The sequence below is a fragment of the Ferrovibrio sp. GW821-FHT12B10 genome (assembly GCF_058807515.1).
Window position 1 is genome coordinate 2,020,952 of record NZ_JBXAQT010000001.1, and the last position, 24,676, is coordinate 2,045,627.

Below are 24,676 nucleotides of genomic sequence, written 5' to 3' on the forward strand. Positions count from 1 at the left end.
GAGCCTGAGATTTACTTCAACGAATACTGGAGCTCGCCGATGCCGCAGTCCGCAGAGCGGTCGCAATTGCTGGCGCTGACCGCCCAAATCGTCGCCGCCCATGTCACCAGCAACCGGATCGAGACCGCCGCCCTGCCGGCCCTGATCCGTCAGGTCCATGCCACGCTGTCCGGACTGGTTGATGGCGTGGCTGGCGCGACGCCAGCCACGAGCCCTGCAACTGCGGAGCGCTTGCAGCCGGCTGTGCCGGTGAAGCGGTCGGTGATGCCCGACTACATCGTCTGCCTTGAGGATGGGAAGAAGCTGAAGATGCTCAAGCGCCATCTGATGAGTCATTACAAGATGACGCCTGAGCAGTATCGCGAACGCTGGGGTCTGCCGGCCGATTATCCGATGGTGGCACCGAATTACGCCCTGCAGCGACAGGTGCTGGCCAAGAAGATCGGCCTGGGCAAAGGGCGTCGTCGCTGACGCGGTGCCGGCCGGCACTGCTGGACTGGGCCGGTGGCCGCACGGTATTAACGAATCCGCCTGATTCGCAGCCTATCCGGTGCGTTTCATCGGCGGGATGACCGTGCTAAGGTCGGCTCGCAGGGAATTTCAACCAGAATAAGGGCGTTCGGCGAACATGAGCAGCCGCCTCGAACAACTTTGCGAACAACTTGGCATGCGGATGACCGACCAGCGGCGGGTGATCGCCCGGGTCCTGAGCGCGTCGCACGACCATCCCGACGTGGAAGAGCTGCATCGCCGCTCGGTCGCTGTCGACCCTCGCATCTCGATCGCAACCGTCTATCGCACCGTGCGCATGTTCGAGGAGAACGGCATTCTCAGCCGCCTCGATCTCGGCGACGGCCGCGCGCGCTATGAGGAAATGCCCGAAGCGCATCATGATCACCTGATCGATACCCGCTCGGGCAAGATCATCGAGTTCAACGATCCCGAACTCGAGGCGCTGCAGGAAAAGATCGCGGCCCGCCTGGGTTATCGCCTGGTCGACCACCGGCTTGAACTGTTCGGCGTGCCGCTCGAAGACAAGGACAAGAAGAAGGGCTGATCGCTCAGCGCTTCCGACATCATGACAGCCCGAGCTATTGCGACGCTCACCGTTTTCCTTGTCTGGACGGTGCTGCTGATCCCCGTGCAGATGCTACTGCTCCGCCTGGGCAGTCCGCTCATGCGTCGCCTGCCGTATTTCTATCATGTCTCGATCTGCTGGCTGCTGCGCGTGCGCGTGCGCACCATCGGCCGGCCGTCGCAGGCCGCGCCGACGCTGTTCGTGTCCAACCATATCTCTTGGCTCGATATTGTCGTGCTGTCGGCGGTGTTGCCCGAAGTCAGCTTCATCGCCAAGCGTGAAGTGAACGAGTGGCCCTTCTTCGGCACGCTGGCGCGGTTGCAGCGCACGGTGTTTGTCGAGCGGGAGAAACGCGCACGTACGGCCGAGCATCGCGACGAGATGGTCGAGCGCCTGCAGAATGGCGATCGCCTGATCCTGTTCCCCGAGGGCACGTCGTCCGACGGCCTGCGCATCCACAATTTCAAGTCGGCCTTCTTCGGCATGGCCGAACATCCGGTGAAGGGCCGTCCCCTGACGGTGCAGCCGGTCAGCATCGGTTATGCGCGCCTCAATCACATGCCGGTCGGCCGGCGCTGGATGCGGCTGTTCGCCTGGGTCGGCGACGAGGATCTGGTGCCGCATCTGTGGCGCTTCCTGAAGGCCGGCCCCAGCGAGGCAGTGGTGGAATTCCACGAGGCCGTCACCATGGAGCAGTTCAACTCGCGCAAGGGCATGGCGGCCTGGTGTCACCAGCGCGTGGCCGAAGGGCTGAGCGACATTAATGCCGGCCGCGAATTGCCCGGCCCGCGCACGCCGCCGCAGCTCAAGATCGAAGCGGCCCCGATCCCGGCCGAAGAGACATCCTGAGCAGCAAATTGTGATCGCCTCCAGGCCCCTGCCGGCGTGGCGGGGCTGGTCTTTGCCCTGATAACTTGATAACGGTTCGCATCTGGTAGTATGCAGGCGCGAGCGGCTTTTGCAGCAGGATCACGACAGGCTGAAGCTTTATCTGACTCATCGGTCGGCGCTGGTGGACTATGCCACGCCGCTGACCGGCAGCCGCGCCCAGGCCGAGGATGTGGTCCAGGAAGCTTATTTCCGCTTTGTGCCGCAGGGGCCGGATGGCGCGGCACCGGCGGCGGAAAAGCCATTGCCGTATCTCTACCGAATCGTGCGCAACCTGGCCTTCGACCTGCTGCGCCGCACCGGTGCGGAAGACCGCCGCGCCGCACAGGCGGCGTTGCTGGGCGCTGGCCTCGCGATGCCGGGGTTGGATGAGGTATTCATCCGCCGCGAGGAGCTGCGCCGCGCCGCCGATGCGCTGGCCGAACTGCCCGAACGCACCCGGCTGGCCTTTGATCTGCACCGCTTCCAGGACTGCACCTTCCAGCAGATCGCCGACCGCCTCGACATCTCGGTCACCAGCGCCCACCGGTTGGTGCGCGATGCCGTCATGCATGTCACCCGGCGTCTGTCCTCAGGCGAGGGCGGATAGCCGATGGAAAATTTCAGCCCCGCACTCGTCTACTGAATATGACCGCAGAGTCCGCCCCGCTCGACGACCTGTCGCTGGAAGATGCGACCGACTGGCTGTTTCGCCTGCGGGCGCAACCAGACGACGTTGCCCTGCGTCGCGCCTTCGATCGCTGGCTCGCCGCCGATGCTAGCCATGCTGCAGCCTGGCTGGCGGTGCAGCGCAGCTGGGCGGTGACCGGCCATCTGCAGCCGGCCTCCAATATTCATGCCTTCCCGATGAGACGGCCGCGTCGTATCGCAGCCGTGGTTGCAGCGCTAGCGGCCTGTCTGGCCGTCGTGCTGGCGCTGCCATCAGTGCAGACGCGCCTGCGTGCCGATCAAGTCACGGCCGCCGCCGAGAATCGTGCCGTTTCGCTTTCGGATGGGTCGACCGTCACCCTGGGCGGCGATAGTGCGATCAGCACCGATGTGACCGTCAGCCATCGCCGCGTCGCGCTGCTGCGTGGTGAGGCGCATTTCGAGATCGCAGCCGATCGCCTGCGCCCCTTCGTGATCGCCGCCGATACGGTGCAGGTCACGGTGATCGGCACGGCTTTCGATGTCGGCATGACCGACAGCGCGATCGCGGTCTCGGTGGCCAGCGGGCAGGTGCAGGTTCAGTCACCCGGTGGCGAGATCATGCAGATGCGGCCGGGCGACCGTATCGAGATCGACCGTCGCTCAGGGGCAGCGGCGATGGCGCGGCTGTCGCCTGCCGATGTCGGCGCCTGGCGCGAACGACGGCTGGTGCTGCATGACCGGCCCCTGCGCGACGCCATCGCGCAGCTGGAGCGCTATCATCGCGGCGAGATCATGGTGCTGGGCAATGCGCTGCCGCCGGCGCTGGAGCGCCAGCGCGTCAGCGGCGTGTTTGACCTTGACGATCCGGCCCGTGCGCTGCGCGCCCTGCTGGGCAGCGCCGGACCCGAACTGCGGCAGGTAACGGTTCACGAGATAACGCCTTATCTCATTGTTTTGAATAATTAATTTCAAATCGCGATTTAATTTTGCGGTGTCGCGGAAAAACCGGCATCCACCTTCGTCCTTGTACCGTACTGCAAATGCAACGCGTTTGCGTAATTTGGCGGCATGACGGTTCTGGGGGCGACGATGCGGATCATGAGAACAGGCCTGCTGGCGACAGCATTGGCGGGTACGGCTGTGGCGCTGTCGCTGGCGGCGCAAGCACAGACCGCGCCCCTGCAACTGGCCCAGGGCAATCCGCAGCAGGTCGCCTTCAGCATCGAGGCCCAGCCCCTGCCGCAGGCGCTCACCGCCTTTGGCCGGCAGTCAGGCTATCAGGTCTCCTTCGATCCGCAGGGCTTCAGCAATCTGCAGGGTGCGCGCGTCAGCGGCACGATGACGCCGGAAGATGCGCTGCGCAGCCTGCTGGCCGGCACCGGCGTCACCTGGCGCTACATCGAGGCACGCAGTATCGCCCTGACGCTGTCGCCGCGCAGTGACAGTAATACATCCGTGCTGCCGACGCTCAGCGTGGAAGGCAGTCGTGCCCGCGATCTCGAAACCGCCTTCAGTCCGGTGCAGGGCTATCTGGCGCGCCGCAGCGCCACGGCGACCAAGATCGACACACCGATCATGGAAACGCCGGCCTCGATCCAGGTCATCCCGCGACAGGTGTTCGAGGAGCAGGGCGCGCAGAGCCTGAAGGACATCTACCAGAATATCAGCGGCGTGCAGCTGGCCGGCAACACGCTGAACGCGCAGACCGAAGTGCTGCCGATCATCCGCGGCTTCGAATCGCCGGTGCTGCTGCGCAATGGCATGCGATCCACCCAGGTTGGTTCGGTTGATCTGGGCAATATCGAGCGCGTCGAAGTGCTCAAGGGACCGGCCTCGATCCTCTATGGCACTCTGCAGCCAGGCGGTATCGTCAATTACGTGACCAAGCGGCCGCAGGATGTACAGAGCAGCACGGTCGAGCAGCAGGTTGGATCCTACGACTTCTATCGCACCTCAGCGGATACCACTGGTCCGCTGACCGAGAACGGGTCGATGCTGTATCGCGTGAATGCGGCTTACACAAGCAGCAATTCCTTCCGCGATATTGTCGAACTGGAGCGCACGGCTTTTGCCCCCACTCTGCTGTGGCGGCCCAGCGACAGCACGGAAGTGCTGTTCGACGCGTCCTACATGCGCGAGACGCAGCCTTATGACAGCGGCATTCCACTGACTGCCGATGGCAAACCGATGGTGGCCAAGAACGCCTTTTTCGGCGATTCCAAGCTCAGTGGCCGCGACTTGCGGGACTATTCCACCAGTTACCAGCTCTCGCATGATGTCAATTCGGTCTGGACGCTGCGCAACCAGATCCAGCTGCACCGCGCCAATGCGTCGAATGAATCGCTACGCGCTCGCGGCATCACGGGCAATCAGTTGCTAATGCGCTATCAGAACGAAGATCGCCAGGACGACGAAATCCAGGCGGTGCTGGACGCAACGGCGAAATTCTCCACCGGCCCGATCGATCACACTTTCCTGGTCGGCACCGACGCCACCATGCAGGACACGCTGACCCTGCGGTTTCGCGTGAACACTCCGAACTTCAATATCAGCAACAGCCCCAATGTCAGCTTCAATCCGCCGGGGTTGCAGCCGAAAGAAGAAGTGAAAAGCTCCCAGCGCTGGGTCGGCCTTTATGCGCAGGACCAGATGGCTCTGCTTGAGGATGGCCGGCTGAAGCTGTTGCTGGGCGGCCGGTATGATGCCGTGCATCAGGAGAACCGTGTCGATAATGCGATCTCGCCCGATGTGAACGAACGCGAGCTCACCGGTCGCGCCGGTCTGCTGTATGAATTCACCAAGCAGTATTCCAGCTATGTCAGTGTCAGCCAGTCCTTCCGTCCGCAGACACCAGGTACGCTGGATATCAACCGCAAGACAGTGACGCCCGAGCGCGGCCTGCAATACGAGACTGGCGTGAAGGGTTCATTCTTCGGCGACAAGCTGACCGCCACTGCATCGGTCTTCGAGATCGAGAAAACCAATGTTGCGGGCCAAGATGCTGCACAGACCGCGCTGACCGGTTTTGCCGTTTCCACCCCATCCGACCAGCGCAGTCGTGGCTTCGAATTCGACGTGATCGGCGCCCTGACCCCGCAGATCAACATCATTGCCAACTATGCCTATACCGATACCGTGATCCTGAAGAGCGTGCCGCAGCCGGCTACGGTCGGCGGCCCGATCGGCGGCGTGCCGAGCAACATGGCGCGGCTGTATATGACCTATGATTTCAACGAAGGCCCGCTTGCCGGTTTCGGCTTCGGCGGGGGGCTACGCTATGTCGACACCAGCAGTGCGCAATTCGCAACCACGGTGAAGCTCGCACCCTACACGGTCTTCGATCTCGGCGCCTGGTATAAATGGGAAACCGTGAAGCTGGGCCTGAGCCTGCAGAATCTGTTCGACGAGGACTACATCGTGCGCGCCAGCGATCGCAACATCGCTCATTACGGCGCGCCGCTGACGGCCATCGCTTCGCTCTCGGTCACGTTCTGACTGACGGGGCTGTGGCCGGATGACACGCAAGGGGCTGTACCGCATCCACGCCTGGATCGGCCTCAACCTCGGGCTGTTGCTGTTCGTCATCTGCTTCTCGGGAACGGTTGCCGTCTTCAGCGCCGAGCTGATGTGGCTCAGCGATCCGACCCTGCGCGTCACGGCGCCGGTGCCAGATGCAAGACCGGTCTCCTGGCAGGCGATGCATGACGCGGTGGCGCAGGCGCATCCGCTCGGGCGCGTGGTGTATCTGCATGCGCCGCGCGGCGAGGGCTGGGCTGCCAGCGCCACTATCGCTTACTCGCCGCAGGATTTTCGCACCGTCCTGATCGATCCTTATACCGGCACGGTGCAAGGCCATCGCAGTGACTTCGGCCTGGCCAGCTTCCTGCGCATCTTCCACAAGCAGCTCTATGCCGTGCCGTCAGTGCATGGCATGCATGGCACGCTGATCACCGGTGCGCTGGCGATCCCGCTGCTGGTGACGGTCGTTGCCGGCCTGCTGTCGGTCAGCCGCTGGTGGCGGGCGCTGGTCACGCTGCGCGTCGGGCGTAGCCCGCGGCTCTTCTGGTCTGACCTGCATCGCGCCAGCGGCCTGTGGTCACTGCTGATCGCGGTGCTGATGTGTCTGACCGGCATCTGGTATTTCGCCGAGATCGTTCTCGACCGCACCGGGTTGTTCCCAGACGAAATTCGCCCCACGCGGTTGCAAGCCGAACAGCTTCGCCAGCGTCCGGCCGATCTGCTGCCGCTCGATCTCGATGCCGCTGCGGCAAAGGCCCAGGCAGCCTATCCCGCGCTGGTCATCGAGCATATCCGCGTGCCGGTGCGGCCGGGCGATACGCTGGGCCTCACCGGCCAAGCCGAAGCCTGGCTGGTGCGCGACCGCGCCAATGGTGTCGAGCTTGATCCCTATAGCGGTGCGGTGCTGAACATCCGGCGCGGCGCGGCCTTGCCGGCGCTGGAGCGCTGGGCCGAAACCGCCGACCCCCTGCATTTCGGCACCTTCGGCGGCGTGGCGACGCGCATTCTCTGGCTGGTCGCCGGACTGGCGCTTAGCGGCGGCATTCTCGCCGGCCTCTACAGTGCCTGGCTGCGCCTGCGCCGCAACGGACTCGTGCTGTCGAAAAATCCGCTCTCTGCCGCGCTGGTCGTGCTGCCAACGCTGTTGCTGCTGCTGATCAGCATTCATGGCACCCTGGTCTATGGCGTTGTGCGTTCCAGCATCTCGACGACGCCGGCCTTCGTCGCGACGCTGAGCCGCCTCGACATCGGCGGGCATCCGGCCACGGTGTTCTGGCACGAGCCGGCGCCATCTCCATCGGTCCTGCAGCTCGCTGTGCAGTTCGACGGCCCGGCGCAGCCGAATTTCCGTCAGGCCCTGCTTTGGATCGGCTCCGAGGATGAATCTCCGGCTCAGCCCCCGGCCGGCCTGCGCCCCGCCGTGCGTCTGGTCGACCGGTTGATGGCGCAGTCCACGCTGCCCGATTGCGCGCCGCACTGCCGTCTCACTATCGTGATCGAATCCTGGGATGGCAGCTGGCAGCAGGCGGTACTGGCCTTCGATCCGCACCGGCCGGCGCCGGTTTTCATCCTGCCGCCCGCCAGCGGCATGACCTGGGGCGAAAAGGGGGCGGTAGCCGGTTTTATTCTCTGCCTGCTGGTTCCTCTGCTGGGCTGGATTCGCCTGCATTGGCCGGCCCGCCGGCAGGCGGATTTGTTGCCGCAACCTGATGAATTGGCCGGCCTCCATCGTCATAATCATTAGGGGTGCGCCAGCCAGCCAGCCGTTGCCAGCCAGCCGTCGCCCCCGTCGTTTGGGCTGTGCTGGCCGGGTTTCGGCCGCACAGCCCAGACGCCCCTTGGATAACTCATTGATTCTCCTGTGAAGAATCTGTGACGCAGTGTCCCCTGCGCCCCGGTTGCCCTTGGTTTTTGGGCCCCGGGATGGTAGCGTGGGTGTGTCGGAAACGAATTCTTAAGGAGCGTCTGGGGCGTCGTCAGGTCGAAGGCCCGCCCCGCTGAAACCCGGATTTGGCCAAGAAGCTGTTCATCAAGACCTACGGCTGCCAGATGAACGTCTACGACTCCGCCCGCATGGCGGACGTGCTGGCCCCGCTCGGATACGCCAAAACCGATTCGCCCGAGGATGCCGACATGGTCATCCTCAACACCTGCCACATCCGCGAAAAAGCCGCCGAGAAGGTCTTCTCCGAGCTTGGCCACTGGCGCATCCGCAAGGCCGAGGCCCAGAAGCAGGGCGGCGACGTGACGATTGCCGTCGCCGGCTGCGTGGCCCAGGCCGAGGGCGAACAGATCAACCAGCGCGCGCCGTTTGTCGATCTCGTGGTCGGCAGCCAGGCCTATCACAAGCTGCCCGAACTGCTGGCCCGTGCCGAGCGTGCCCGCGTGAAGCACAGCGGAGGCCGCGGCCTGCTGGAAACCGCCTTCCCGGTCGAATCGAAATTCGACCATCTCCCCAACGAGATTTCTGCTGCGCCCGGCCCGGTTGGCTATCTCGCCGTGCAGGAAGGCTGCGACAAGTTCTGCACCTTCTGCGTCGTGCCCTATACGCGCGGCGCGGAATATTCGCGGCCGGCCGAAGCCATCATCAGCGAGGCCTTCCGCATCGCCGAAACGGGCGTGCAGGAGATCGCGCTGCTCGGCCAGAATGTGAATGCCTGGCATGGCGAGGGCGCCGATGGCCGCAGCTGGTCGCTGGCGCAACTGCTGAAAGCGCTGCAGGCCCGCGTGAATGCGCGGTATCCCCATATCCGCTGGCGCTACACCACCTCGCATCCGCTGGAAATGACCGACGACCTGATCGCCGCCCATGGCGATCTGGAAATGCTGATGCCCTTCCTGCACCTGCCGGTGCAGGCCGGCTCCGATGCGGTGCTGAAGGCGATGAATCGCCAGCATCGCGCCGAGGATTACCTGCGCATCGTCGACAAGCTGCGTGTTGCCCGCCCTGATATCGCGCTGGCAGGCGACTTCATCGTGGGCTTCCCCGGTGAAACCGACCGCGATTTCGAGGCGACGCTCGATCTGGTGCGCCAGGCGCGCTATGCCTCGGCCTATTCCTTCAAGTATTCCGTCCGTCCCGGCACGCCCGGCGGCCTGATGCCCAACCAGGTGCCCGAAGCGGTGCGCAGCGAACGCTTGCTGGCGCTGCAGGCGCTGCTGCGCGAACAGTCGACCGACTTCAACCGCGCCTGCGTGGGCCGCGAACTCGATGTGCTGTTCGATCGCCCTGGCCGCCCCGGCCAGGTGCTGGGCCGCTCGCCCTATCTGCAGTCTGTCATCGTGGAGGACGCCGCATTGCAAGTCGGCGACCGCGCCATGGTCACCATCACCGCCGGTCACGGCAGTTCCATCGACGGGCAGATCGCTCGTCGCGAGGCAGCATGAGGATCGATTGGACGCAGCAACGAGGCCAAAGCCTGTGAGCGATGCACGCGGCGCGGATAAGACGGCAGCCGATCCCATCATTCTGGATTTCGAGGACAATCGCCTGCTCGCGCTTCTGTTCGGCGAGCATGACCGCTACCTCGCCCGCATCGAGGAGCGCCTCAATGTGACGGTGGCCTCGCGCGGCAACCGGCTGATGATCACCGGTTCAGCCGATGGGCAGGCGCAGGCTCGCAAGATTCTCACCGATCTCTATCGCCGCCTGGAAAGCGGCGCCGAGATCGAGATGGGCGATATCGATGGTGCAATCCGCATGACGCAAGGGGTTCCAATGAATGCTCCAGTGACGGCGAAGCTGCGTGACAAGGCCGAGTTGGTTCGCGATGACCGTCCGGTCCCCGATGGCGCGGTGCGCACCAAAAAGCGCATCATCCTGCCGCGCTCGCATACGCAGAAACTCTACTTCGAGGCGCTGCAGAAGCATGAATTGGTCTTCGGCCTCGGGCCGGCCGGCACCGGCAAGACCTATCTCGCCGTCGCCATGGCGGTGAACATGCTGCTGGAAGGCCGCGTCGACCGCATCATCCTGTCGCGTCCCGCCGTCGAAGCCGGCGAACGCCTAGGCTTCCTGCCGGGCGACATGCGCGACAAGATCGATCCCTATCTGCGTCCGCTCTACGACGCGCTCTACGACATGTTGCCGGCCGAACGGGTGGCCAAGGGTCTGGAAAGCGGCGAGGTCGAAGTCGCGCCGCTGGCCTTCATGCGCGGCCGCACGCTCGCCAACGCCTTCGTCATCCTGGATGAGGCGCAGAATACCTCGCCGGTGCAGATGAAGATGCTGCTGACCCGCCTGGGCGAGAATTCGCGCCTGGCGGTGACGGGCGATCTGTCGCAGATCGACCTGCCGATCGGCGTGCCGTCCGGTCTGCGCCATGCGCTGGATATTCTGGATGGGGTCGAAGGCATCTCGTTCGTGAAGTTCGGGGAGGCCGATGTGGTGCGCCATCCCCTGGTGACCAAGATCGTGCGCGCCTACGCCCAGAAAGAGCAGCAGCTCGATCTCGGCGCCGATGCCATCCGGCCACGGCGCTAAAACAGGATTATCCAGGTTCCGTCATGCCCGCAGGCCCCAGTATAGAGATCGATATCCGCATTGCCGCGGCCGGCTGGCGCACCGCGTTGCCCGGCGCCAATGCGGCGATCCGCAAGGCCGTACAGGCGGCGCTGAAATCCGAACTGCCCAAAAAAGCTCAGGTGGCGCTGAGCATCCTGCTCACCGAAGACGCCGAGATGCGCAAGCTCAATGCCGGCTGGCGCGCCAAGGACAAGCCGACCAACGTGCTGTCCTTCCCGGCGGAGACCGCCGTCGATCCGTCGCGGCCGCCGCCCTATCTGGGTGACATCGCGCTTGGGCTGTCGACCTGTCGCCGCGAGGCGCGCGAGCAGGGCAAGGCCTTTGCCGATCACGTGACGCATCTGACCGTGCATGGCGTGCTGCATCTGCTGGGCTATGACCATATGGACGACGACCAGGCCGAAGCGATGGAGCCGCTCGAAACGGTGATCCTGGCGGCCATGGGCATCGCAGACCCCTATGAAGTGATCGATAAGAAAACCAAAAAGCCTGTTGTGAAGAAAAAGAAGAGTGCCGTGAAAAAGAAGCCCGCGACCGGCCGGTCGCAAAAGAAAAAGCCTGTGCCTGCCAAGGCTAAGAAGAAAGCCGTGAAGAAGAAAACCGCCAAGCGGAAGCTTGCGAAATGAGCGAGACCCGTGAGCATGCCGGCAACGGCACGACTTTCTGGCGTCGCCTGCTAACGCTGTTGCGCGGCCGCGATGAATCCTTGCGTGAAAGCATCGAGGAATTGCTCGAAGAGCATGCCGAGGATAGCGCCACGCCCGAGGAGAATGCCGAGCGGGCGCTGCTGCGCAACGTTCTGGAGGTGGGCGAACTGCGGGTTGGGGAAATTCGCGTGCCGCGCACCGATATCATCGCCGTCTCGGCCGAGATCGAATTCGAGAAGCTGCTGAAGACCCTGGTCGATGCTGAGCATTCGCGCCTGCCGGTCTATCGCGGCTCGCTGGACGATGTGATCGGCATGATCCATGTCAAGGACGTGCTGCCTTACCTCGCCGGCCGCAGCGGCTTTTCCATGGACAAGATTCTGCGCAAGCTGCTGGTGGTGCCGCCGTCGAAATCGGTGCTCGAACTGCTGCGTGAAATGCGCGACAACCGCACCCATATGGCGATCATCGTCGACGAATACGGCGGCGTGGATGGCCTGGTCACCATCGAGGACCTGGTCGAGCAGATTGTCGGCGAGATCGACGATGAGCATGACGAAAGCGTCGGCGCCATGCTGGTCCAGCGCGCCGATGGCGTGCTGGAAGCGCATGGCCGCTGTCCGGTCGAGGATCTGGAAGAAAAGCTCGGTCGTCCGCTGCTCGATCCGGAAGAGGATGAGGAAGTCGATACCGTCGGCGGCCTGATCGTCTCGCATCTGGGCCGCGTGCCGCTGCGCGGCGAGCTGGTCGAGCATCCGGCCGGCCTCGCCTTCGAGGTGCTGGACGCCGATCCGCGCCGGGTCAAGCGCGTGCGCATCCGCGTGCAGGCGCCTGAATCCAGCGCCGATGCAGCCTGATCCCTGACATGAATCTGCGTGTGATGCCGGCCACTCTGGCGGGCCTGGACGGTTGGCGGCGTTATGCGTTGGCAGTCGTATTGGGCGTGGCGCTGGCCGGCGCGCAGGCGCCGGTCTCGGCCTGGCCGCTGGCCTTCATCGCCTTCGTTGGGCTGTTGCTGATGCAGCAGGGCGCGCGGCGCTGGATCAGCTATTTCACCGCCTTTGCATTTTCCTACGGCTATTTCGTCGCCGGGCTTTACTGGATCGGCATCGCCTTCTTCGTCGATGCCGAGAAATATGCGCTGCTGCTGCCGCTGCCGGTGCTCGGCCTGCCGCTGCTGCTGGCGCTGTTCCCGGCCTTCGGCCTGTGGCTGGCGCAACGCGCCGCCGGCCATCATGCCGCGCGCTTCATCCTGCTTGCGCCGTTCGGCTGGCTGGCTGGTGAATTTCTGCGCGGTCATCTGCTGACCGGCTTCCCGTGGAACCAGGTTGGTGCCGTCTGGGGCGCCTGGCCTGCCACCATGCAGCTCGCCGCCTTCATCGGCGAACCGGGCCTGGGCCTGCTCACCATGCTGGCGGCGAGTGGACTCGCGCTCGCGCTGCTGCCGGCGCTCGCACCGCGCCGTCGCATGATGGCGCTGCTGCTGCCTGTTGGCTTCGCCCTGCTGCTCGGGCTGGGCAGCCTGCGTTTGCCGTCTGCGCCGGTCGACACCGTGCCCGACGTGCAGCTGCGCCTGGTGCAGCCGAGCGTGCCGCAGACCAACAAGTGGCGCGACGACCTGCGCCAGCAGCATCTGCAGGAGCATGCAGCCTTAAGCCTGAAGCCGGCCGCCATTCCGCCCACGCATATCATCTGGCCGGAAACCGCATTGCCCTATCTGCTGGATGAGGAAGGCCCGCTGCGCGACGGCCTGTCGCGGCTGCTGCCGGTCAAATCCGGCGCGCTGATCACCGGCGCACCGCGCCGCATGTTCGATGCCAAGGGCCAGATGGTGCTGTTCAACAGCGTGTTCGCCGTCGACGCCATGGGTTTGCTTGCCGGCGTATACGACAAGCTGCATCTGGTGCCCTTTGGCGAATATCTGCCGTTTCGCAGCATCCTGCGGCCGCTTGGCCTCGATGCGCTGGCTGCCGGCAGCATCGATTTCTCACCCGGCTTCGCCGCCGCGCCGCTGAATTTCCCCGGTCTTCCGCCGGTGCGTGTGCTGGTCTGTTACGAGGCGATCTTCGCCGACGAGATCAGCGATGATACGGCGCCGCGCCCGGGCCTGCTGCTCAATGTCACCAATGACGGCTGGTTCGGCCGGTCCTCCGGTCCCTATCAACACCTTGCTTCCGCACGCTTTCGTGCCGTCGAGCAGGGCCTGCCGCTGGTGCGTGCCGCCAACAACGGCATCAGTGCGATCGTTGATCCGTATGGCCGCATAACGGCCAGCCTTGGCCTGGATGAAATTGGTACGGTCGATGGTGCGTTGCCAAAAGCGTTGCCGGATTATCCGCCTTACGCGCGTATCGGCGACATACCTTTGCTCGCATTGTCACTATTGCTTCTCATCTGTTGCTTTGTGGCGGAACGTCGCACCACAAAGCATTGACCGCAGCCATAGCCGCGGCCTTTAATCCGCCCCTCGTTTTTGGTTACGCGTTGCGTGAGGGCAGTTCAGTGACGAAGAATTCAGTCGACGTGCATGTCGGCAATCGTTTGAAGTTGCGCCGGACCATGGTCGGCATGAGTCAGGATAAACTCGGCCAGATGGTCGGGCTGACCTTCCAGCAGATCCAGAAATACGAAAAAGGTGCCAACCGCATCGGCGCCAGCCGACTGTTCCAGTTCGCCACCATCCTCGACGTGCCGCCGGCCTATTTCTTCGATGGCCTGGAGGGCGTCCCGGTCGCCAACCGCGACGGCCGGGTGCTGGCCGCCGCCGTGCCGGCCGATAGTCCGGCTGCATCCTTCAGCCGCGAGGATGTCGAATTGCTTCGTGCCTTCCATGGCCTGCGCCAGCCCGGCCTGCGCCGCCGCATCATCGAACTGGTCTGGGCGATGGGCGGAAATGAGCTCGGAGACTCACCGGAACCAGCTGTGGAACCGGCAGAGGCCCCCATTCGGTCACGCCATTCCGCTTGACCCCCGCGTCAGGCTCTGCGAAATAACCGGACTTTTCCCGTTTTCCAATCCCGGCGTGCGCCAAACGCCGGTGCGGGGGCGGGCTGACAAAAAGCCTGGGGCCGGTTGGCGCGGTCTTTGAGGAGATAACACGTGGCGCGTTCTTCCTATCTGTTCACCAGTGAATCGGTGTCTGAAGGTCATCCCGACAAGGTCTGCGACCAGATCTCTGACGGTGTGCTGGATCTCTTCCTGAAGGAAGACCCCTATGCCCGCGTTGCCTGCGAGACGCTGGCGACCACCAACCGCGTCGTCATCGCCGGTGAAGTGCGCGGCCCGAAGAGCCTGGTGTCCAAGTCGGGCGCCGTGAACAAGAAGAAGATCGAAGAGGTGGCGCGTGCCACCATCAAGAAGATCGGCTACGAGCAGAAGGGCTTCCACTGGAAGACCGCCAAGATCGACGTGCTGCTGCACGGCCAGTCGGCTGACATTGCGGTTGGCGTCGACGCCGCCGGCAACAAGGACGAAGGCGCCGGCGACCAGGGCATCATGTTCGGTTACGCCACCAGCGAGACGCCGGAACTGATGCCGGCGCCGCTGCAGCTCTCGCAGAATATCCTGAAGGCGCTGGCCGATGTCCGCCACAGCGGCAAGGAGCCGCTGCTTGGCCCCGACGCCAAGAGCCAGGTCACGCTGCTCTACAAGAACGGCAAGCCGACCGGCGCCACCGCTATCGTCGTCTCGACCCAGCATGCGCTGAAGGACAAGAAGGGCCGCGTTCTGGAAAGCGGCGACATCAAGCGCATTGTGAAGCCCTACGTGCAGAAGGTCATGCCGAAGGGCTGGATGTGCGATGACGAGCATTTCTACGTGAACCCGACCGGCCGCTTCGTCATCGGCGGTCCGGACGGCGATTGCGGCCTCACCGGCCGCAAGATCATCGTGGACACTTACGGCGGCGCGGCTCCGCATGGCGGCGGCGCCTTCTCGGGCAAGGACCCGACCAAGGTTGACCGTTCGGCCGCGTATGTCTCGCGCTATCTGGCGAAGAATGTCGTTGCTGCCGGCCTGGCTGACAAATGCCTGATCCAGCTGTCCTATGCCATTGGCGTTGCCTATCCGCTGTCGGTCTATGTCGACACCTTCGGCACCGGCAAGGCTGACGAGAACAAGATCGCCAAGATCCTGCAGGAACTGGTGAAGCTCAGCCCGCGCGGCATCCGCGAGCATCTGAAGCTTAACCGCCCGATCTACGCCCGCACCGCTGCCTACGGCCATTTCGGCCGCAAGCCGGAAAAGGACGGCGGCTTCTCGTGGGAGAAGACCGATCTGGTCAAGGACCTGAAGTCGGCCTTCAACGTCCGCTAAGGGCGTCTACGAGGTTTCGTGACTGACGAGTATGATGATGCGGCCGCGCCACGACGTCTGATTTTTGGACGTCGGCGCGGCCGCAAACTTTCCCCCACCCGCGAAAACCGTTTTGGCGACTGGCTGCCGCGTGTGTCGATCACGCTGCCGGCTCCCGGCGCCATGCTCGATCCGGCGTTGCTGTTCGCAATGCCGAAGAAAGCCTACTGGGTCGAGATCGGCTTTGGCGATGGCGGGCATCTGTTTGCGCTGTCGCAGCAGTATCCCGATGTCGGCTTTATCGGCATCGAGCCCTATGAGCATGGCGTTGCCAAGCTGGTCATGCGTATCGCCGAGCGCCACGAAGGCGGCGATGCACGCGACAACATCCGCATCCTCACCGATGACGCGCGCCTGCTGCTGAAAGCGTTGCCCGACAACAGTGTGGCGCGCGGGTTCACGCTGTTCCCCGATCCCTGGCCGAAGAAGCGCCATCAATGGCGCCGCATCGTCAACGCCGACACGCTGGCCGACTGGTCGCGGCTGATCCCGTCCGGCGGCGAACTTCGCGTCGCCACCGACGTTCCCGATTACCAGCGCTGGATGCTGCGCCATATCCTGGCCGAACCGCGGTTCGACTGGCAGGCGGAGAGCAGCGTTGACTGGCTGACGCGACCGGCCGACTGGCCGCCCAGCAAGTACGAGCAGAAAGCCATCACTGCCGGCCGCACGCCGCATTACTATCGTCTGCACCGGGTCTGAGTTTTCTTTCCTCCCCCGAGTAAAGAGGGCGCGCGCCGATGCTGTTTCGCCTGTTTGCCGCCGCGGCCATGGCCGCCATCGCCGCCACCTTGGGGATGATGGTGGTCCGCGTCATCCTAAACCCTCTGATCCCGTTCGATCCGGCCGCGACCGATACCCTGTTGCTGCATCACCTGGGTCTGGGCCTGACCGGCAGCCTGCTGATGTTGCCACTGCTCCTGAAGGCCGGGGCCGGGCTTCGGCAGGGGGTGCAGCTGGGCGGTGCAATTTTCCTGGTTTTCTGCCTTTTACCGTGGCTTGCCCAGCCCCATACCTCGCCCGGCCAGCTACCGGCCAGCCTGGCACTTTGGCTGTTTTCCGTGGCTGCAAGCACGGCCGGCCTGTGGCTGCTGCGCTGGCCGGACTGGCAGCGCCGCCTGGCAGGCCTGATGCTGATGGCGCTCCCGTTGCTGCTGGGCCATGTGCTCGCCGGCCGGCCCGACACCCTGACCACGCCGGGTTTTGGGGATGCCCGGGACCCAGGCATTGCGGTCTGGCGCGACCTCGCCCTCAATCTGCTGTTCTGGCTGCTGCTGGGGGCCGGATCGTCGCTGTCGGCGCGCCGGCTGCTGGCCCGCAAGGTCCCTCCCAAGGGCGAAACCGGGACCGAAACCGGCGCCTGAAAACCACGCGCCCGGCGGGTCTGCCAAGGGGGCGAAAAGCCTTGCATTGGTGGAATTTGCCGCTATAACAGCCTCCGACATAGCTGGCCTGGTCCATGGTCGGATCGGGAAGGGGACATGGGCCAGCCGGCCCATTTTTTGTTTCTACGGGGTCAGCCGGATTTCCCGGCCCCGACCAGCCAGGCTGACCGCCCGCAGAAATGCATTTTCGACGCTTTTAAGGACTCTGCGCAGGCATGGATGCTGCGACCCGGATTGCCGACCTGATTGCGCCCACGCTCGAAGCGATGGGCTTCCAGCTCGTGCGGGTCAAGCTGATGGGCACCGAGCGCCCCGTGCTGCAGATCATGTTCGAGCGCGACACTGGCGGCGCGCCCCATGACGGCGGCGTCACGGTCGACGATTGCGCCGATGTCAGCCGCGGTGTCAGCGCCGTGCTGGACGTGGAAGATCCGATCGCCAGCGCCTACCGGCTTGAGGTCTCGTCGCCCGGCATCGACCGCCCGCTGACCAAGGCGGCCGATTACGAGCGCTTCAAGGGCTTCGCCGCCAAGGTCGAGCTCGGTCGTCCGCTGGATGGCCGCAAGCGCTTTGCCGGCCGCATCGGCGGCCTGGCTGGCGATACGGTGGTGCTGAAGGACGAGGAGAAGGGCAACGAGGCGCGTCTGCCCGTGGCCGAGATCACCAGCGCCAAGCTGATTGTCACCGACGACCTGATCGCTGCGGCGATGGCGGCTCGTCCGGCGGCGAACTGAAATTTTTGAGTCTGTGACCAGGTAAGGTTTCGAGGAACAGGACAATGGAAACGGTGACCAGTTTCAACCGGATCGAGCTGCTGCAGGTGGCCGATGCCGTGGCCCGCGAAAAGGCTATCGAGCGCGATGTCGTGCTGATGGCGATGGAAGACGCGATCCAGAAGGCGGCGCGTTCGCGCTACGGCCTGGAGAACGACATCCATGCCGAGATCGACCGCAAGTCGGGCGAGATTCGCCTGGAGCGCCATCTGCAGGTCGTCGAGAAGGTCGAGAACGACGCCATCGAGATCGGTCTGGTCGAAGCGCAGCGCCGCAATCCGGACGCCCAGTCGGGCGACGTGATCGCCGAGCCGCTGCCGCCGATCGATTTCGGCCGCATCGCCGCCCAGACCGCCAAGCAGGTGATCGTGCAGAAGGTGCGCGAAGCCGAGCGCGAGCGTCAGTACAACGAATACAAGGACCGCATCGGCGAGATCGTGAACGGTCTGGTCAAGCGCGTCGAATACGGCAACGTCACCATCGACCTGGGCCGCGCCGAAGCGATCCTGCGTCGCGACGAGCTGCTGCCGCGCGAAACCTTCCGCCAGGGCGACCGCGCGCGTGCCTACATCTACGACGTCCGCCGCGAGCCGCGCGGCCCGCAGATTTTCCTGTCGCGCTCGCATCCGCAGCTGATGGCCAAGCTGTTCGCCCAGGAAGTGCCGGAAGTCTATGACGGCATCATCGAGATCCGCGCCGTCGCCCGCGACCCGGGCAGCCGCGCCAAGATCGCCGTCTTCTCCAACGACACCTCGATCGATCCGGTCGGCGCCTGCGTCGGCATGCGCGGCAGCCGCGTCCAGGCGGTGGTCAACGAGCTGCAGGGCGAGAAGATCGACATCATCAAGTGGTCGCCCGATCCGGCCACCTTCATCGTCAACGCGCTGGCCCCGGCCGAAGTGGCCAAGGTCGTGCTCGATGAAGAAGCCAATTCGGTTGAAGTCGTGGTCCCGACCGACCAGTTGTCGCTGGCGATTGGCCGCCGCGGCCAGAACGTGCGTCTGGCCTCGCAGCTGACCGGCTACGACATCGACATCCTGACCGAGGAAGAAGAGTCCGAGCGCCGCCAGAAGGAATTCCGCGAGCGCAGCCAGCTCTTCATCGATGCGCTGGATGTCGACGAAACCCTGGCTCAGCTGCTGGTCACCGAAGGCTTCACCAAGGTCGAGGAACTCGCCTATCTGCCGGTGGAAGAGCTGGCCGAGATCGAGGGCTTCGACGGCGACATTGCCCACGAGCTGCATGAGCGTTCGGTCGAGTATCTCGACAAGCGCAACAGCGAGATGGAAGCGAAGCGCAAGTCGCTTGGCGTCACCGACGATGTGGCGGCAATCGAAGGCCTGACCCCGCCGATGCTGGTCGCTCTGGGCGAGAAGGGCGTGAAGACGCTCGACGACCTCGGCGACCTGGCCGGCGACGAGCTGCAGGAGATCGTCGGCGAAGGCATGTCGAACGAAGACGCGAACACCATCATCATGGCGGCGCGTCAGCACTGGTTCGACGGCGAGGAGACTGCGGGCGACAAGGCGTAAGCCTGTCGTCCGGCGTGAATTGAAGGCTGTCGAAGCCATGCCGCAGCGCCGTTGTCTGTTGACCGGCCAGCGCGCGGATGAAAACAGCCTGCTGCGTTTCGCCATCGATGCGGCGGGCGTGGTGATGCCGGATCCGGCGCATCGGATCGGCGGTCGCGGGCTCTGGCTCGCACCGACGAAGGATGCGGTGGCGACGGCGGCGGCCAAGGGCATGTTCGCCCGGGCGGCGAAACGCAAGCTGCAGGTGCCAGCCGATCTGGCGGCCCGCAGCCTGGAAGCCTGGACGGCGCATGGCGCTGCCCAGGTGGCGAAGGCCCGGCGTGCCGGGCTGGTGGTGACCGAGGCGGATGCGGATGACGCGGTGTTGTCCGTCGATGCGGCGGTTCTTGGTTGCGGGCGGCTGGCGCTGAAGCGCACGCCGTTCGGGTTGCGCATGGCGGCCGATCTGGCGCTGCTGGCGCGGCTGGTTGTTTAAGGCCCACCCGGGCCATAGGTAATGCATCGCAGGATGCGTTTTTTGTTTTTTGCGGTAGGCGGAAGCGGACTGTATGAGCGACGTGAACGAGCAGGACAAGGACAAGGCAGCGGCAAAGCCCAAGCGGCTTGAGCTGAAGAAGACGGTCGAGACCGGTCAGGTCCGCCAGAGCTTCAGCCATGGACGCACCAAGGCGGTGACGGTGGAAGTGCGCAAGAAGCGCACCATCGTTCCCCCGGGTTCGGCTGCCGCCAAGGCTGAGGCCGCTCCGGCCGCCGCCGCGCCTGCCGCTGCGCCCGCTGCGACGCCGGCGGTCAAGACGCCCGCGCCCAGCGTGCATGTGCCCTCGCGCGCCGAGATCATCGCCGAGCATGACGCCGCCCAGGCGGCCAAGGCTGCTGAAGAGGCCGCCGCCGCTGCCGCCCGCGCCGCCGCCGAACCGGCGCCCGCGCCCAAGGCTGCTGCGCCTGCTCCGGCCGCGACCACGCCGGCTGCCGCGCCGACCGCCCGCATCGTCGAGCCGTCGCGCACCGGCCCGCGGATGACCGCGCAGCCGACCGGCGACTCCCGTCCCAATGCCCGCACCGAACGCACCGAGCGCGGCGCGGAACGCCCCGGCGCCGCCGCGCGCCCGCAGCGCACTTCCGGCATGGTGCTCAAGCCGATGTCGGACGAGGAGAAGCAGGCCCGCGCCCGCAATGACGATCTCCGCAGCCGTGTCGGCGAAATGCGCCGCGTGGCCGAAGAGGGCATGCGTCGTCGCATGGACGACCAGTCCAAGATCCACGCCGAGCGCGAGGCGGCCCTGCGTCGCCAGGCCGACGAGGATGCTCGCAAGAAGGCCGAGGATGACGCGCGCAAGAAGGCCGAAGCCGAAGCGGCCCGTCGTCTTGCGTCGCCCGAAACCACCGGCACCGAAGCGTCGCCCGGGGTTGCGCCCACCGGCGTACGCCCGGCGATGGACGAGGAAGAGGACGGCGGCGCCAAGCGCCGCACCGGTCCGGGTGGTACCAAGATCGTGCCGGCCAAGCCGGCCACGCTGCGTCCGGGCAAGGACGGCGCCGAGCGCCGTACCGGCAAGCTGAGCGTCACCAAGGCCCTGGATGACAACGAACGCGTGCGTTCGGTTGCTTCCTTCCGCCGCCGCATTGAACGCGAGAAACGCGCCCATAATCAGGGTGCCACGGAGCAGCAGAAGATTTTGCGTGACGTCGTCATTCCTGAAACGATTACGGTGCAGGAGTTGGCCAACCGTATGGCCGAGCGCGGCGTCGACGTCGTCAAGGCGCTGATGAAAATGGGTGTGATGGCCACCATCAACCAGACCATCGATGCCGATACGGCCGAACTGATCGTCAGCGAATTCGGTCACCGCGTACAGCGTGTGGCGGAATCCGACATCGAACTGGGCCTGGGCGGCGAGAAGGACGAGGACGCAGTGATGCAGTCGCGTCCGCCGGTCGTCACCGTCATGGGTCACGTCGATCACGGCAAGACCTCGCTGCTGGATGCGCTCCGCTCGACCGATGTGGTCAGCGGTGAAGCCGGCGGCATCACCCAGCATATCGGCGCCTATCAGGTCCATCTGAAATCGGGCAAGGCGATCACCTTCCTCGACACCCCTGGCCATGAAGCCTTCACGCAGATGCGCGCCCGTGGCGCCAAGGTCACCGACATCGTCGTGCTGGTGGTTGCCGCCGACGACAGCGTGATGCCGCAGACGGTGGAAGCCATCCATCATGCCAAGGCTGCCGGCGTGCCGATCGTCATTGCGATCAACAAGTGCGACAAGCCGGCTGCCAATCCGCAGAAGGTGCGGCAGGAACTGCTGCAGCACGAGATCGTGGTCGAGCAGATGGGCGGCGAAGTGCAGTCCATCGAGGTTTCGGCCAAGACCAAGGTCGGCCTGGATGCGCTGGAAGAAGCCATTCTGCTGCAGGCCGAAATCCTCGATCTCAAGGCCAATCCCGACCGCCGCGCCGAAGGCGTGGTGGTGGAAGCCAAGCTGGAGCGCGGCCGCGGTTCGGTCGCTACCGTGCTAGTTGCGCGCGGCACGCTGCATGTCGGCGATGTCTTCGTGGCCGGCAGTGCCTGGGGCCGCGTGCGCGCCCTGATCGACGATCACGGCAAGAACGTCGTCTCGGCCGGTCCGGCCGTCCCGGTCGAAGTGCTGGGTCTGCAGGGCAATCCGGAAGCCGGCGACGAGTTTGTCGTCGTCGACAACGAGGCCCGCGCCCGCGAGGTCGCCGAGTTCCGCGAGCGCAAGCAGCGCGCAGCGCGCTCTGCCATCTCGGCTCGTGGTTCGCTGGAGCAGATGTTCTCCAAGATCCAGGCCGGCGAAGCCAAGGAACTGCCGATCGTCATCAAGACCGACGTGCAGGGCTCGCTGGAAGCGATCCAGGCCGCCGTCAACAAGCTCGGTACCGAGGAGGTGGTCGTCCGCTTCCTGCATGGCGCCATCGGCGGCATCAACGAGTCCGACATCTCGCTGGCCGGCGCCTCCAAGGGCGCGGTCATCGGCTTCAACGTCCGTGCGTCCAAGCAGGCGCGTGAACTGGCCGAGCGCGAAGGCGTCGATATCCGCTACTACTCGATCATCTACAACCTGATCGACGACCTGAAGGCGCTGCTGTCGGGCATGCTGGCTCCGACCATCCGCGAGCGCTTCCTCGGTTACGCCGAAATCCGCGAGGTGTTCAACATCTCGAAGATCGGCAAGATCGCGGGTTGCATGGTCACCGAAGGTCTGGTCAAGCGCGGCGCCAAGGTGCGCCTGCTGCGCGATAACGTGGTCATCCACGAGGGCGCGCTCTCGACCCTCAAGCGCTTCAAGGACGATGCGCGCGAGGTCAAGCAGGGCATGGACTGCGGTATGTCGTTCGAGAACTACAACGACATCCAGGTCGGCGATGTGATCGAGTGCTTCGAACTCGAGAGTGTGGCGCGCGAGCTGTAAGCCCGCGCGTCCGTCTCTGTTTCGGGGAGAATCCGTCATGGCGCAGCGTAAAAGCAGCGGCAGTGGTAAGGGCAGCAGCCGGGGCGATCTGCCCGGCGGCCGCAGCCAGCGTCAGCTGCGCGTCGGCGAGGAGCTGCGCCATATCCTGTCGGATGTGCTGCGTAACGGCCATTTCCGCGATCCCGATCTGGTCGACCTGGTCGTCACCGTCACCGAGGTGCGCGTCAGCCCTGACCTGAAGGCGGCCACCGCCTTCGTCATGCCGCTGGCCGGCAAGGATGCGCCCAAGATCATCGCTGGTCTGAATCGCGCCACCGCCTATATCCGCACCGAGGCGGTGAAGCAGATCAACCTGCGCGTCGCGCCGCAGTTTTCCTTCAAGCTGGATCACAGCTTCGATGAGGCCGCGCGCGTCACAAAGCTGCTGCAGGGTCCAGCCGTCCGCGCCGATCTCGAAAAGCCCGCGGATTCCGAGGAATGAAAAAAAGAGGCCGCCCGGTCCATGGCTGGGTGATCGTCGACAAGCCGCTGGGGCTTACTTCGACGCAGTGTCTCGCCAAGGTCCGCCGTCTCACCGATGCGGCCAAGGCCGGTCACGGCGGCACGCTCGATCCGCTGGCCAGCGGCGTGCTGCCGATCGCCTTGGGTGAGGCCACCAAGACCGTCAACTGGGTGATGACCGCCGGCAAGACCTACCGCTTCACCGTGCGGTGGGGGCAGGGCACTGAAACCGACGACGCAGAGGGCCCGGTCATCCAGCAGTCTGACCTGCGCCCCGACCGCGCGGCCATCCTGGCCATGCTGCCCAAGTTCACCGGCGAGATCATGCAGCGGCCGCCGCCCTATTCCGCCATCAAGGTCGATGGCCAGCGCGCCTATGACCTGGCCCGCGCCCAAAAGAAGATCGGGGGCGAGGCGCCGGAGCTGGCGGCGCGCCCGATCCGTATCGATGCGCTGCGTCTGGTCGACTGTCCGGACCCCGATCATGCGGTCTTCGAGGTCGATTGCGGCAAGGGCGCCTATGTGCGGGCGTTGGGCCGGGATTTTGCTTTATATTTAGGGACTTACGGGCATATCACGGCCCTGCGGCGCACCCGGGTCGGGCGCTATGTGGAAAAGGCGGCCTTTTCGCTGGATTCACTGGAGGAACTATGCCAAAAGGACGCCGCGCACGCGTATCTGCTGCCGATTGAAACCGCGCTGGACGACATCCCGGCCCTGGTTCTGACCGGCCCGCAGGCTGACCGCCTCAGACACGGCCAGCCTATCAAGATCGCGCTGACGGCCCCCGGACTTCCGCCGGAAGGCGAACTTCTGGCCATGGCAGACGGCAAGCCCGTCGGTCTGGTCGAACGTCTCGCCGATGAAGTCCGACCGTTGCGTTTGTTCAACCTATGATGTCGCGGAGTTAGATCATGACCATCACTGCCGACCGCAAGACTGCTGTCGTTTCGGAATTTGCCACGAAGAAGGGCGACACCGGTTCGCCGGACGTCCAGGTGGCCCTGCTCACCGAGCGCATCAACAATCTCTCTGAGCATTTCAAGACCCACAAGAAAGACGTGCACTCGCGTCGCGGCCTGCTGATGATGGTCAGCAAGCGTCGCAGCCTGCTCGACTATCTGAAGCGGACTGACTCGGCCCGCTACGACGCGCTGATCCAGCGCCTGGGTCTCCGCAAGTAAAGATTATGGCCGCTGCCGCGAAGCGAATCGCCAGCAGCCGTATTCCGGATACGATGAACCACGCCCGCTCCCGGATCGCCGGGGCGGGCGTTGTCATGTCATCGTAGGCCGGACCCATGGCCGGTGGCATCGGGATGGACTCGATGCGCCGGTTCGCCGCGTGCGACTGATCTGAATTCAGTCGTGCCGGCCGGGCGGGAGGCGATGGGCGCCGTCCCGCCAGGTGCCTA

The 24,676-nt window shown here is 64.8% G+C and carries 22 protein-coding genes and 1 pseudogene; all 23 read left to right on the forward strand.

Annotation, left to right across the window (positions count from 1 at the left end; translation table 11 throughout):
- The first annotated feature begins 39 nt into the window (after positions 1-39).
- The 23 genes and pseudogenes from AC1RRT_RS10330 to rpsO all read left to right on the forward strand — a co-directional run bounded on the left by AC1RRT_RS10330 (position 40) and on the right by rpsO (position 24,446).
- Positions 40-471, forward strand: coding sequence for a Ros/MucR family transcriptional regulator (locus AC1RRT_RS10330; protein ID WP_493013709.1), 432 nt, complete (start codon positions 40-42; stop codon positions 469-471).
- Positions 472-628: 157 nt separating this feature from the next.
- Positions 629-1,057, forward strand: coding sequence for a Fur family transcriptional regulator (locus AC1RRT_RS10335; protein ID WP_493013710.1), 429 nt, complete (start codon positions 629-631; stop codon positions 1,055-1,057).
- A gap of 21 nt (positions 1,058-1,078) precedes the next feature.
- Positions 1,079-1,927, forward strand: coding sequence for a lysophospholipid acyltransferase family protein (locus tag AC1RRT_RS10340; RefSeq protein WP_493013711.1), 849 nt, complete (start codon positions 1,079-1,081; stop codon positions 1,925-1,927).
- A 109-nt stretch (positions 1,928-2,036) separates the two neighbouring features.
- Positions 2,037-2,555 (forward strand): sigma-70 family RNA polymerase sigma factor, encoded by a 519-nt coding sequence (locus AC1RRT_RS10345; RefSeq protein ID WP_493013712.1) that lies wholly within the window; start codon positions 2,037-2,039, stop codon positions 2,553-2,555.
- A gap of 38 nt (positions 2,556-2,593) precedes the next feature.
- A complete protein-coding gene (locus AC1RRT_RS10350; protein ID WP_493013713.1) occupies positions 2,594-3,562 on the forward strand; it encodes a FecR family protein in 969 nt (322 codons plus the stop codon).
- Between the two features lie 132 nt (positions 3,563-3,694).
- Positions 3,695-6,091, forward strand: a complete 2,397-nt coding sequence (locus tag AC1RRT_RS10355; protein ID WP_493013714.1) for a TonB-dependent siderophore receptor — start codon at positions 3,695-3,697, stop codon at positions 6,089-6,091.
- A gap of 19 nt (positions 6,092-6,110) precedes the next feature.
- Positions 6,111-7,859, forward strand: coding sequence for a PepSY-associated TM helix domain-containing protein (locus tag AC1RRT_RS10360; RefSeq protein WP_493013715.1), 1,749 nt, complete (start codon positions 6,111-6,113; stop codon positions 7,857-7,859).
- A 266-nt stretch (positions 7,860-8,125) separates the two neighbouring features.
- Positions 8,126-9,502, forward strand: coding sequence for a tRNA (N6-isopentenyl adenosine(37)-C2)-methylthiotransferase MiaB (gene miaB, locus AC1RRT_RS10365; RefSeq protein WP_493013716.1), 1,377 nt, complete (start codon positions 8,126-8,128; stop codon positions 9,500-9,502).
- 34 nt (positions 9,503-9,536) lie between these two features.
- Complete coding sequence (locus AC1RRT_RS10370) at positions 9,537-10,598, forward strand: PhoH family protein (RefSeq protein ID WP_493013717.1); 1,062 nt, start codon at positions 9,537-9,539, stop codon at positions 10,596-10,598.
- Between the two features lie 23 nt (positions 10,599-10,621).
- Positions 10,622-11,101 (forward strand): annotated as a pseudogene (ybeY, locus tag AC1RRT_RS10375) (rRNA maturation RNase YbeY); the annotation flags it as partial.
- Between the two features lie 161 nt (positions 11,102-11,262).
- On the forward strand, positions 11,263-12,144 hold the full coding sequence (locus AC1RRT_RS10380) for a hemolysin family protein (RefSeq protein WP_493013718.1): 882 nt from the start codon (positions 11,263-11,265) through the stop codon (positions 12,142-12,144).
- 8 nt (positions 12,145-12,152) lie between these two features.
- Positions 12,153-13,721 carry an apolipoprotein N-acyltransferase gene (gene lnt / locus AC1RRT_RS10385; RefSeq protein WP_493013719.1) on the forward strand — a complete coding sequence of 523 codons (1,569 nt, stop codon included), beginning with the start codon at positions 12,153-12,155 and terminating at the stop codon, positions 13,719-13,721.
- Between the two features lie 68 nt (positions 13,722-13,789).
- Positions 13,790-14,254 carry a helix-turn-helix domain-containing protein gene (locus tag AC1RRT_RS10390; RefSeq protein WP_493013720.1) on the forward strand — a complete coding sequence of 155 codons (465 nt, stop codon included), beginning with the start codon at positions 13,790-13,792 and terminating at the stop codon, positions 14,252-14,254.
- A 132-nt stretch (positions 14,255-14,386) separates the two neighbouring features.
- A complete protein-coding gene (gene metK / locus AC1RRT_RS10395) occupies positions 14,387-15,601 on the forward strand; it encodes a methionine adenosyltransferase (RefSeq protein WP_493013721.1) in 1,215 nt (404 codons plus the stop codon).
- 18 nt (positions 15,602-15,619) lie between these two features.
- Positions 15,620-16,342 (forward strand): tRNA (guanine(46)-N(7))-methyltransferase TrmB, encoded by a 723-nt coding sequence (trmB, locus tag AC1RRT_RS10400; RefSeq protein WP_493013722.1) that lies wholly within the window; start codon positions 15,620-15,622, stop codon positions 16,340-16,342.
- Between the two features lie 38 nt (positions 16,343-16,380).
- Positions 16,381-17,004: a hypothetical protein gene (locus AC1RRT_RS10405; RefSeq protein WP_493013723.1), complete on the forward strand. Its 624-nt coding sequence runs from the start codon at positions 16,381-16,383 to the stop codon at positions 17,002-17,004.
- A 236-nt stretch (positions 17,005-17,240) separates the two neighbouring features.
- Positions 17,241-17,759, forward strand: coding sequence for a ribosome maturation factor RimP (rimP, locus tag AC1RRT_RS10410; RefSeq protein ID WP_493013724.1), 519 nt, complete (start codon positions 17,241-17,243; stop codon positions 17,757-17,759).
- Positions 17,760-17,803: 44 nt separating this feature from the next.
- Positions 17,804-19,330: a transcription termination factor NusA gene (gene nusA, locus AC1RRT_RS10415; RefSeq protein ID WP_493013725.1), complete on the forward strand. Its 1,527-nt coding sequence runs from the start codon at positions 17,804-17,806 to the stop codon at positions 19,328-19,330.
- 37 nt (positions 19,331-19,367) lie between these two features.
- Complete coding sequence (locus tag AC1RRT_RS10420) at positions 19,368-19,805, forward strand: DUF448 domain-containing protein (RefSeq protein WP_493013726.1); 438 nt, start codon at positions 19,368-19,370, stop codon at positions 19,803-19,805.
- Between the two features lie 73 nt (positions 19,806-19,878).
- Positions 19,879-22,761, forward strand: a complete 2,883-nt coding sequence (infB, locus tag AC1RRT_RS10425; RefSeq protein ID WP_493013727.1) for a translation initiation factor IF-2 — start codon at positions 19,879-19,881, stop codon at positions 22,759-22,761.
- Positions 22,762-22,798: 37 nt separating this feature from the next.
- A complete protein-coding gene (gene rbfA / locus AC1RRT_RS10430) occupies positions 22,799-23,242 on the forward strand; it encodes a 30S ribosome-binding factor RbfA (RefSeq protein WP_493013728.1) in 444 nt (147 codons plus the stop codon).
- Entirely contained in the window at positions 23,239-24,159 is a 921-nt protein-coding gene (gene truB, locus AC1RRT_RS10435) for a tRNA pseudouridine(55) synthase TruB (RefSeq protein WP_493013729.1), read from the forward strand. The genes rbfA and truB overlap by 4 nt, the downstream gene beginning before the upstream one ends.
- A 17-nt stretch (positions 24,160-24,176) precedes the next feature.
- The gene (gene rpsO / locus AC1RRT_RS10440; protein ID WP_493013730.1) at positions 24,177-24,446 is read left to right on the forward strand and encodes a 30S ribosomal protein S15; all 270 of its coding nucleotides are present in this window, start codon (positions 24,177-24,179) and stop codon (positions 24,444-24,446) included.
- The last annotated feature ends 230 nt before the right edge of the window (positions 24,447-24,676 follow it).

Coding starts and splice junctions, on each gene's coding strand:
- AC1RRT_RS10330 (WP_493013709.1), top strand. CDS start 40: ATGCCGCAGTCCGCAGAGCGGTCGCAATTGCTGGCGCTGACCGCCCAA.
- AC1RRT_RS10335 (WP_493013710.1), top strand. CDS start 629: ATGAGCAGCCGCCTCGAACAACTTTGCGAACAACTTGGCATGCGGATG.
- AC1RRT_RS10340 (WP_493013711.1), top strand. CDS start 1,079: ATGACAGCCCGAGCTATTGCGACGCTCACCGTTTTCCTTGTCTGGACG.
- AC1RRT_RS10350 (WP_493013713.1), top strand. CDS start 2,594: ATGACCGCAGAGTCCGCCCCGCTCGACGACCTGTCGCTGGAAGATGCG.
- AC1RRT_RS10355 (WP_493013714.1), top strand. CDS start 3,695: ATGAGAACAGGCCTGCTGGCGACAGCATTGGCGGGTACGGCTGTGGCG.
- AC1RRT_RS10360 (WP_493013715.1), top strand. CDS start 6,111: ATGACACGCAAGGGGCTGTACCGCATCCACGCCTGGATCGGCCTCAAC.
- AC1RRT_RS10380 (WP_493013718.1), top strand. CDS start 11,263: ATGAGCGAGACCCGTGAGCATGCCGGCAACGGCACGACTTTCTGGCGT.
- lnt (WP_493013719.1), top strand. CDS start 12,153: ATGAATCTGCGTGTGATGCCGGCCACTCTGGCGGGCCTGGACGGTTGG.
- AC1RRT_RS10405 (WP_493013723.1), top strand. CDS start 16,381: ATGCTGTTTCGCCTGTTTGCCGCCGCGGCCATGGCCGCCATCGCCGCC.
- rimP (WP_493013724.1), top strand. CDS start 17,241: ATGGATGCTGCGACCCGGATTGCCGACCTGATTGCGCCCACGCTCGAA.
- nusA (WP_493013725.1), top strand. CDS start 17,804: ATGGAAACGGTGACCAGTTTCAACCGGATCGAGCTGCTGCAGGTGGCC.
- AC1RRT_RS10420 (WP_493013726.1), top strand. CDS start 19,368: ATGCCGCAGCGCCGTTGTCTGTTGACCGGCCAGCGCGCGGATGAAAAC.
- infB (WP_493013727.1), top strand. CDS start 19,879: ATGAGCGACGTGAACGAGCAGGACAAGGACAAGGCAGCGGCAAAGCCC.
- rbfA (WP_493013728.1), top strand. CDS start 22,799: ATGGCGCAGCGTAAAAGCAGCGGCAGTGGTAAGGGCAGCAGCCGGGGC.
- truB (WP_493013729.1), top strand. CDS start 23,239: ATGAAAAAAAGAGGCCGCCCGGTCCATGGCTGGGTGATCGTCGACAAG.
- rpsO (WP_493013730.1), top strand. CDS start 24,177: ATGACCATCACTGCCGACCGCAAGACTGCTGTCGTTTCGGAATTTGCC.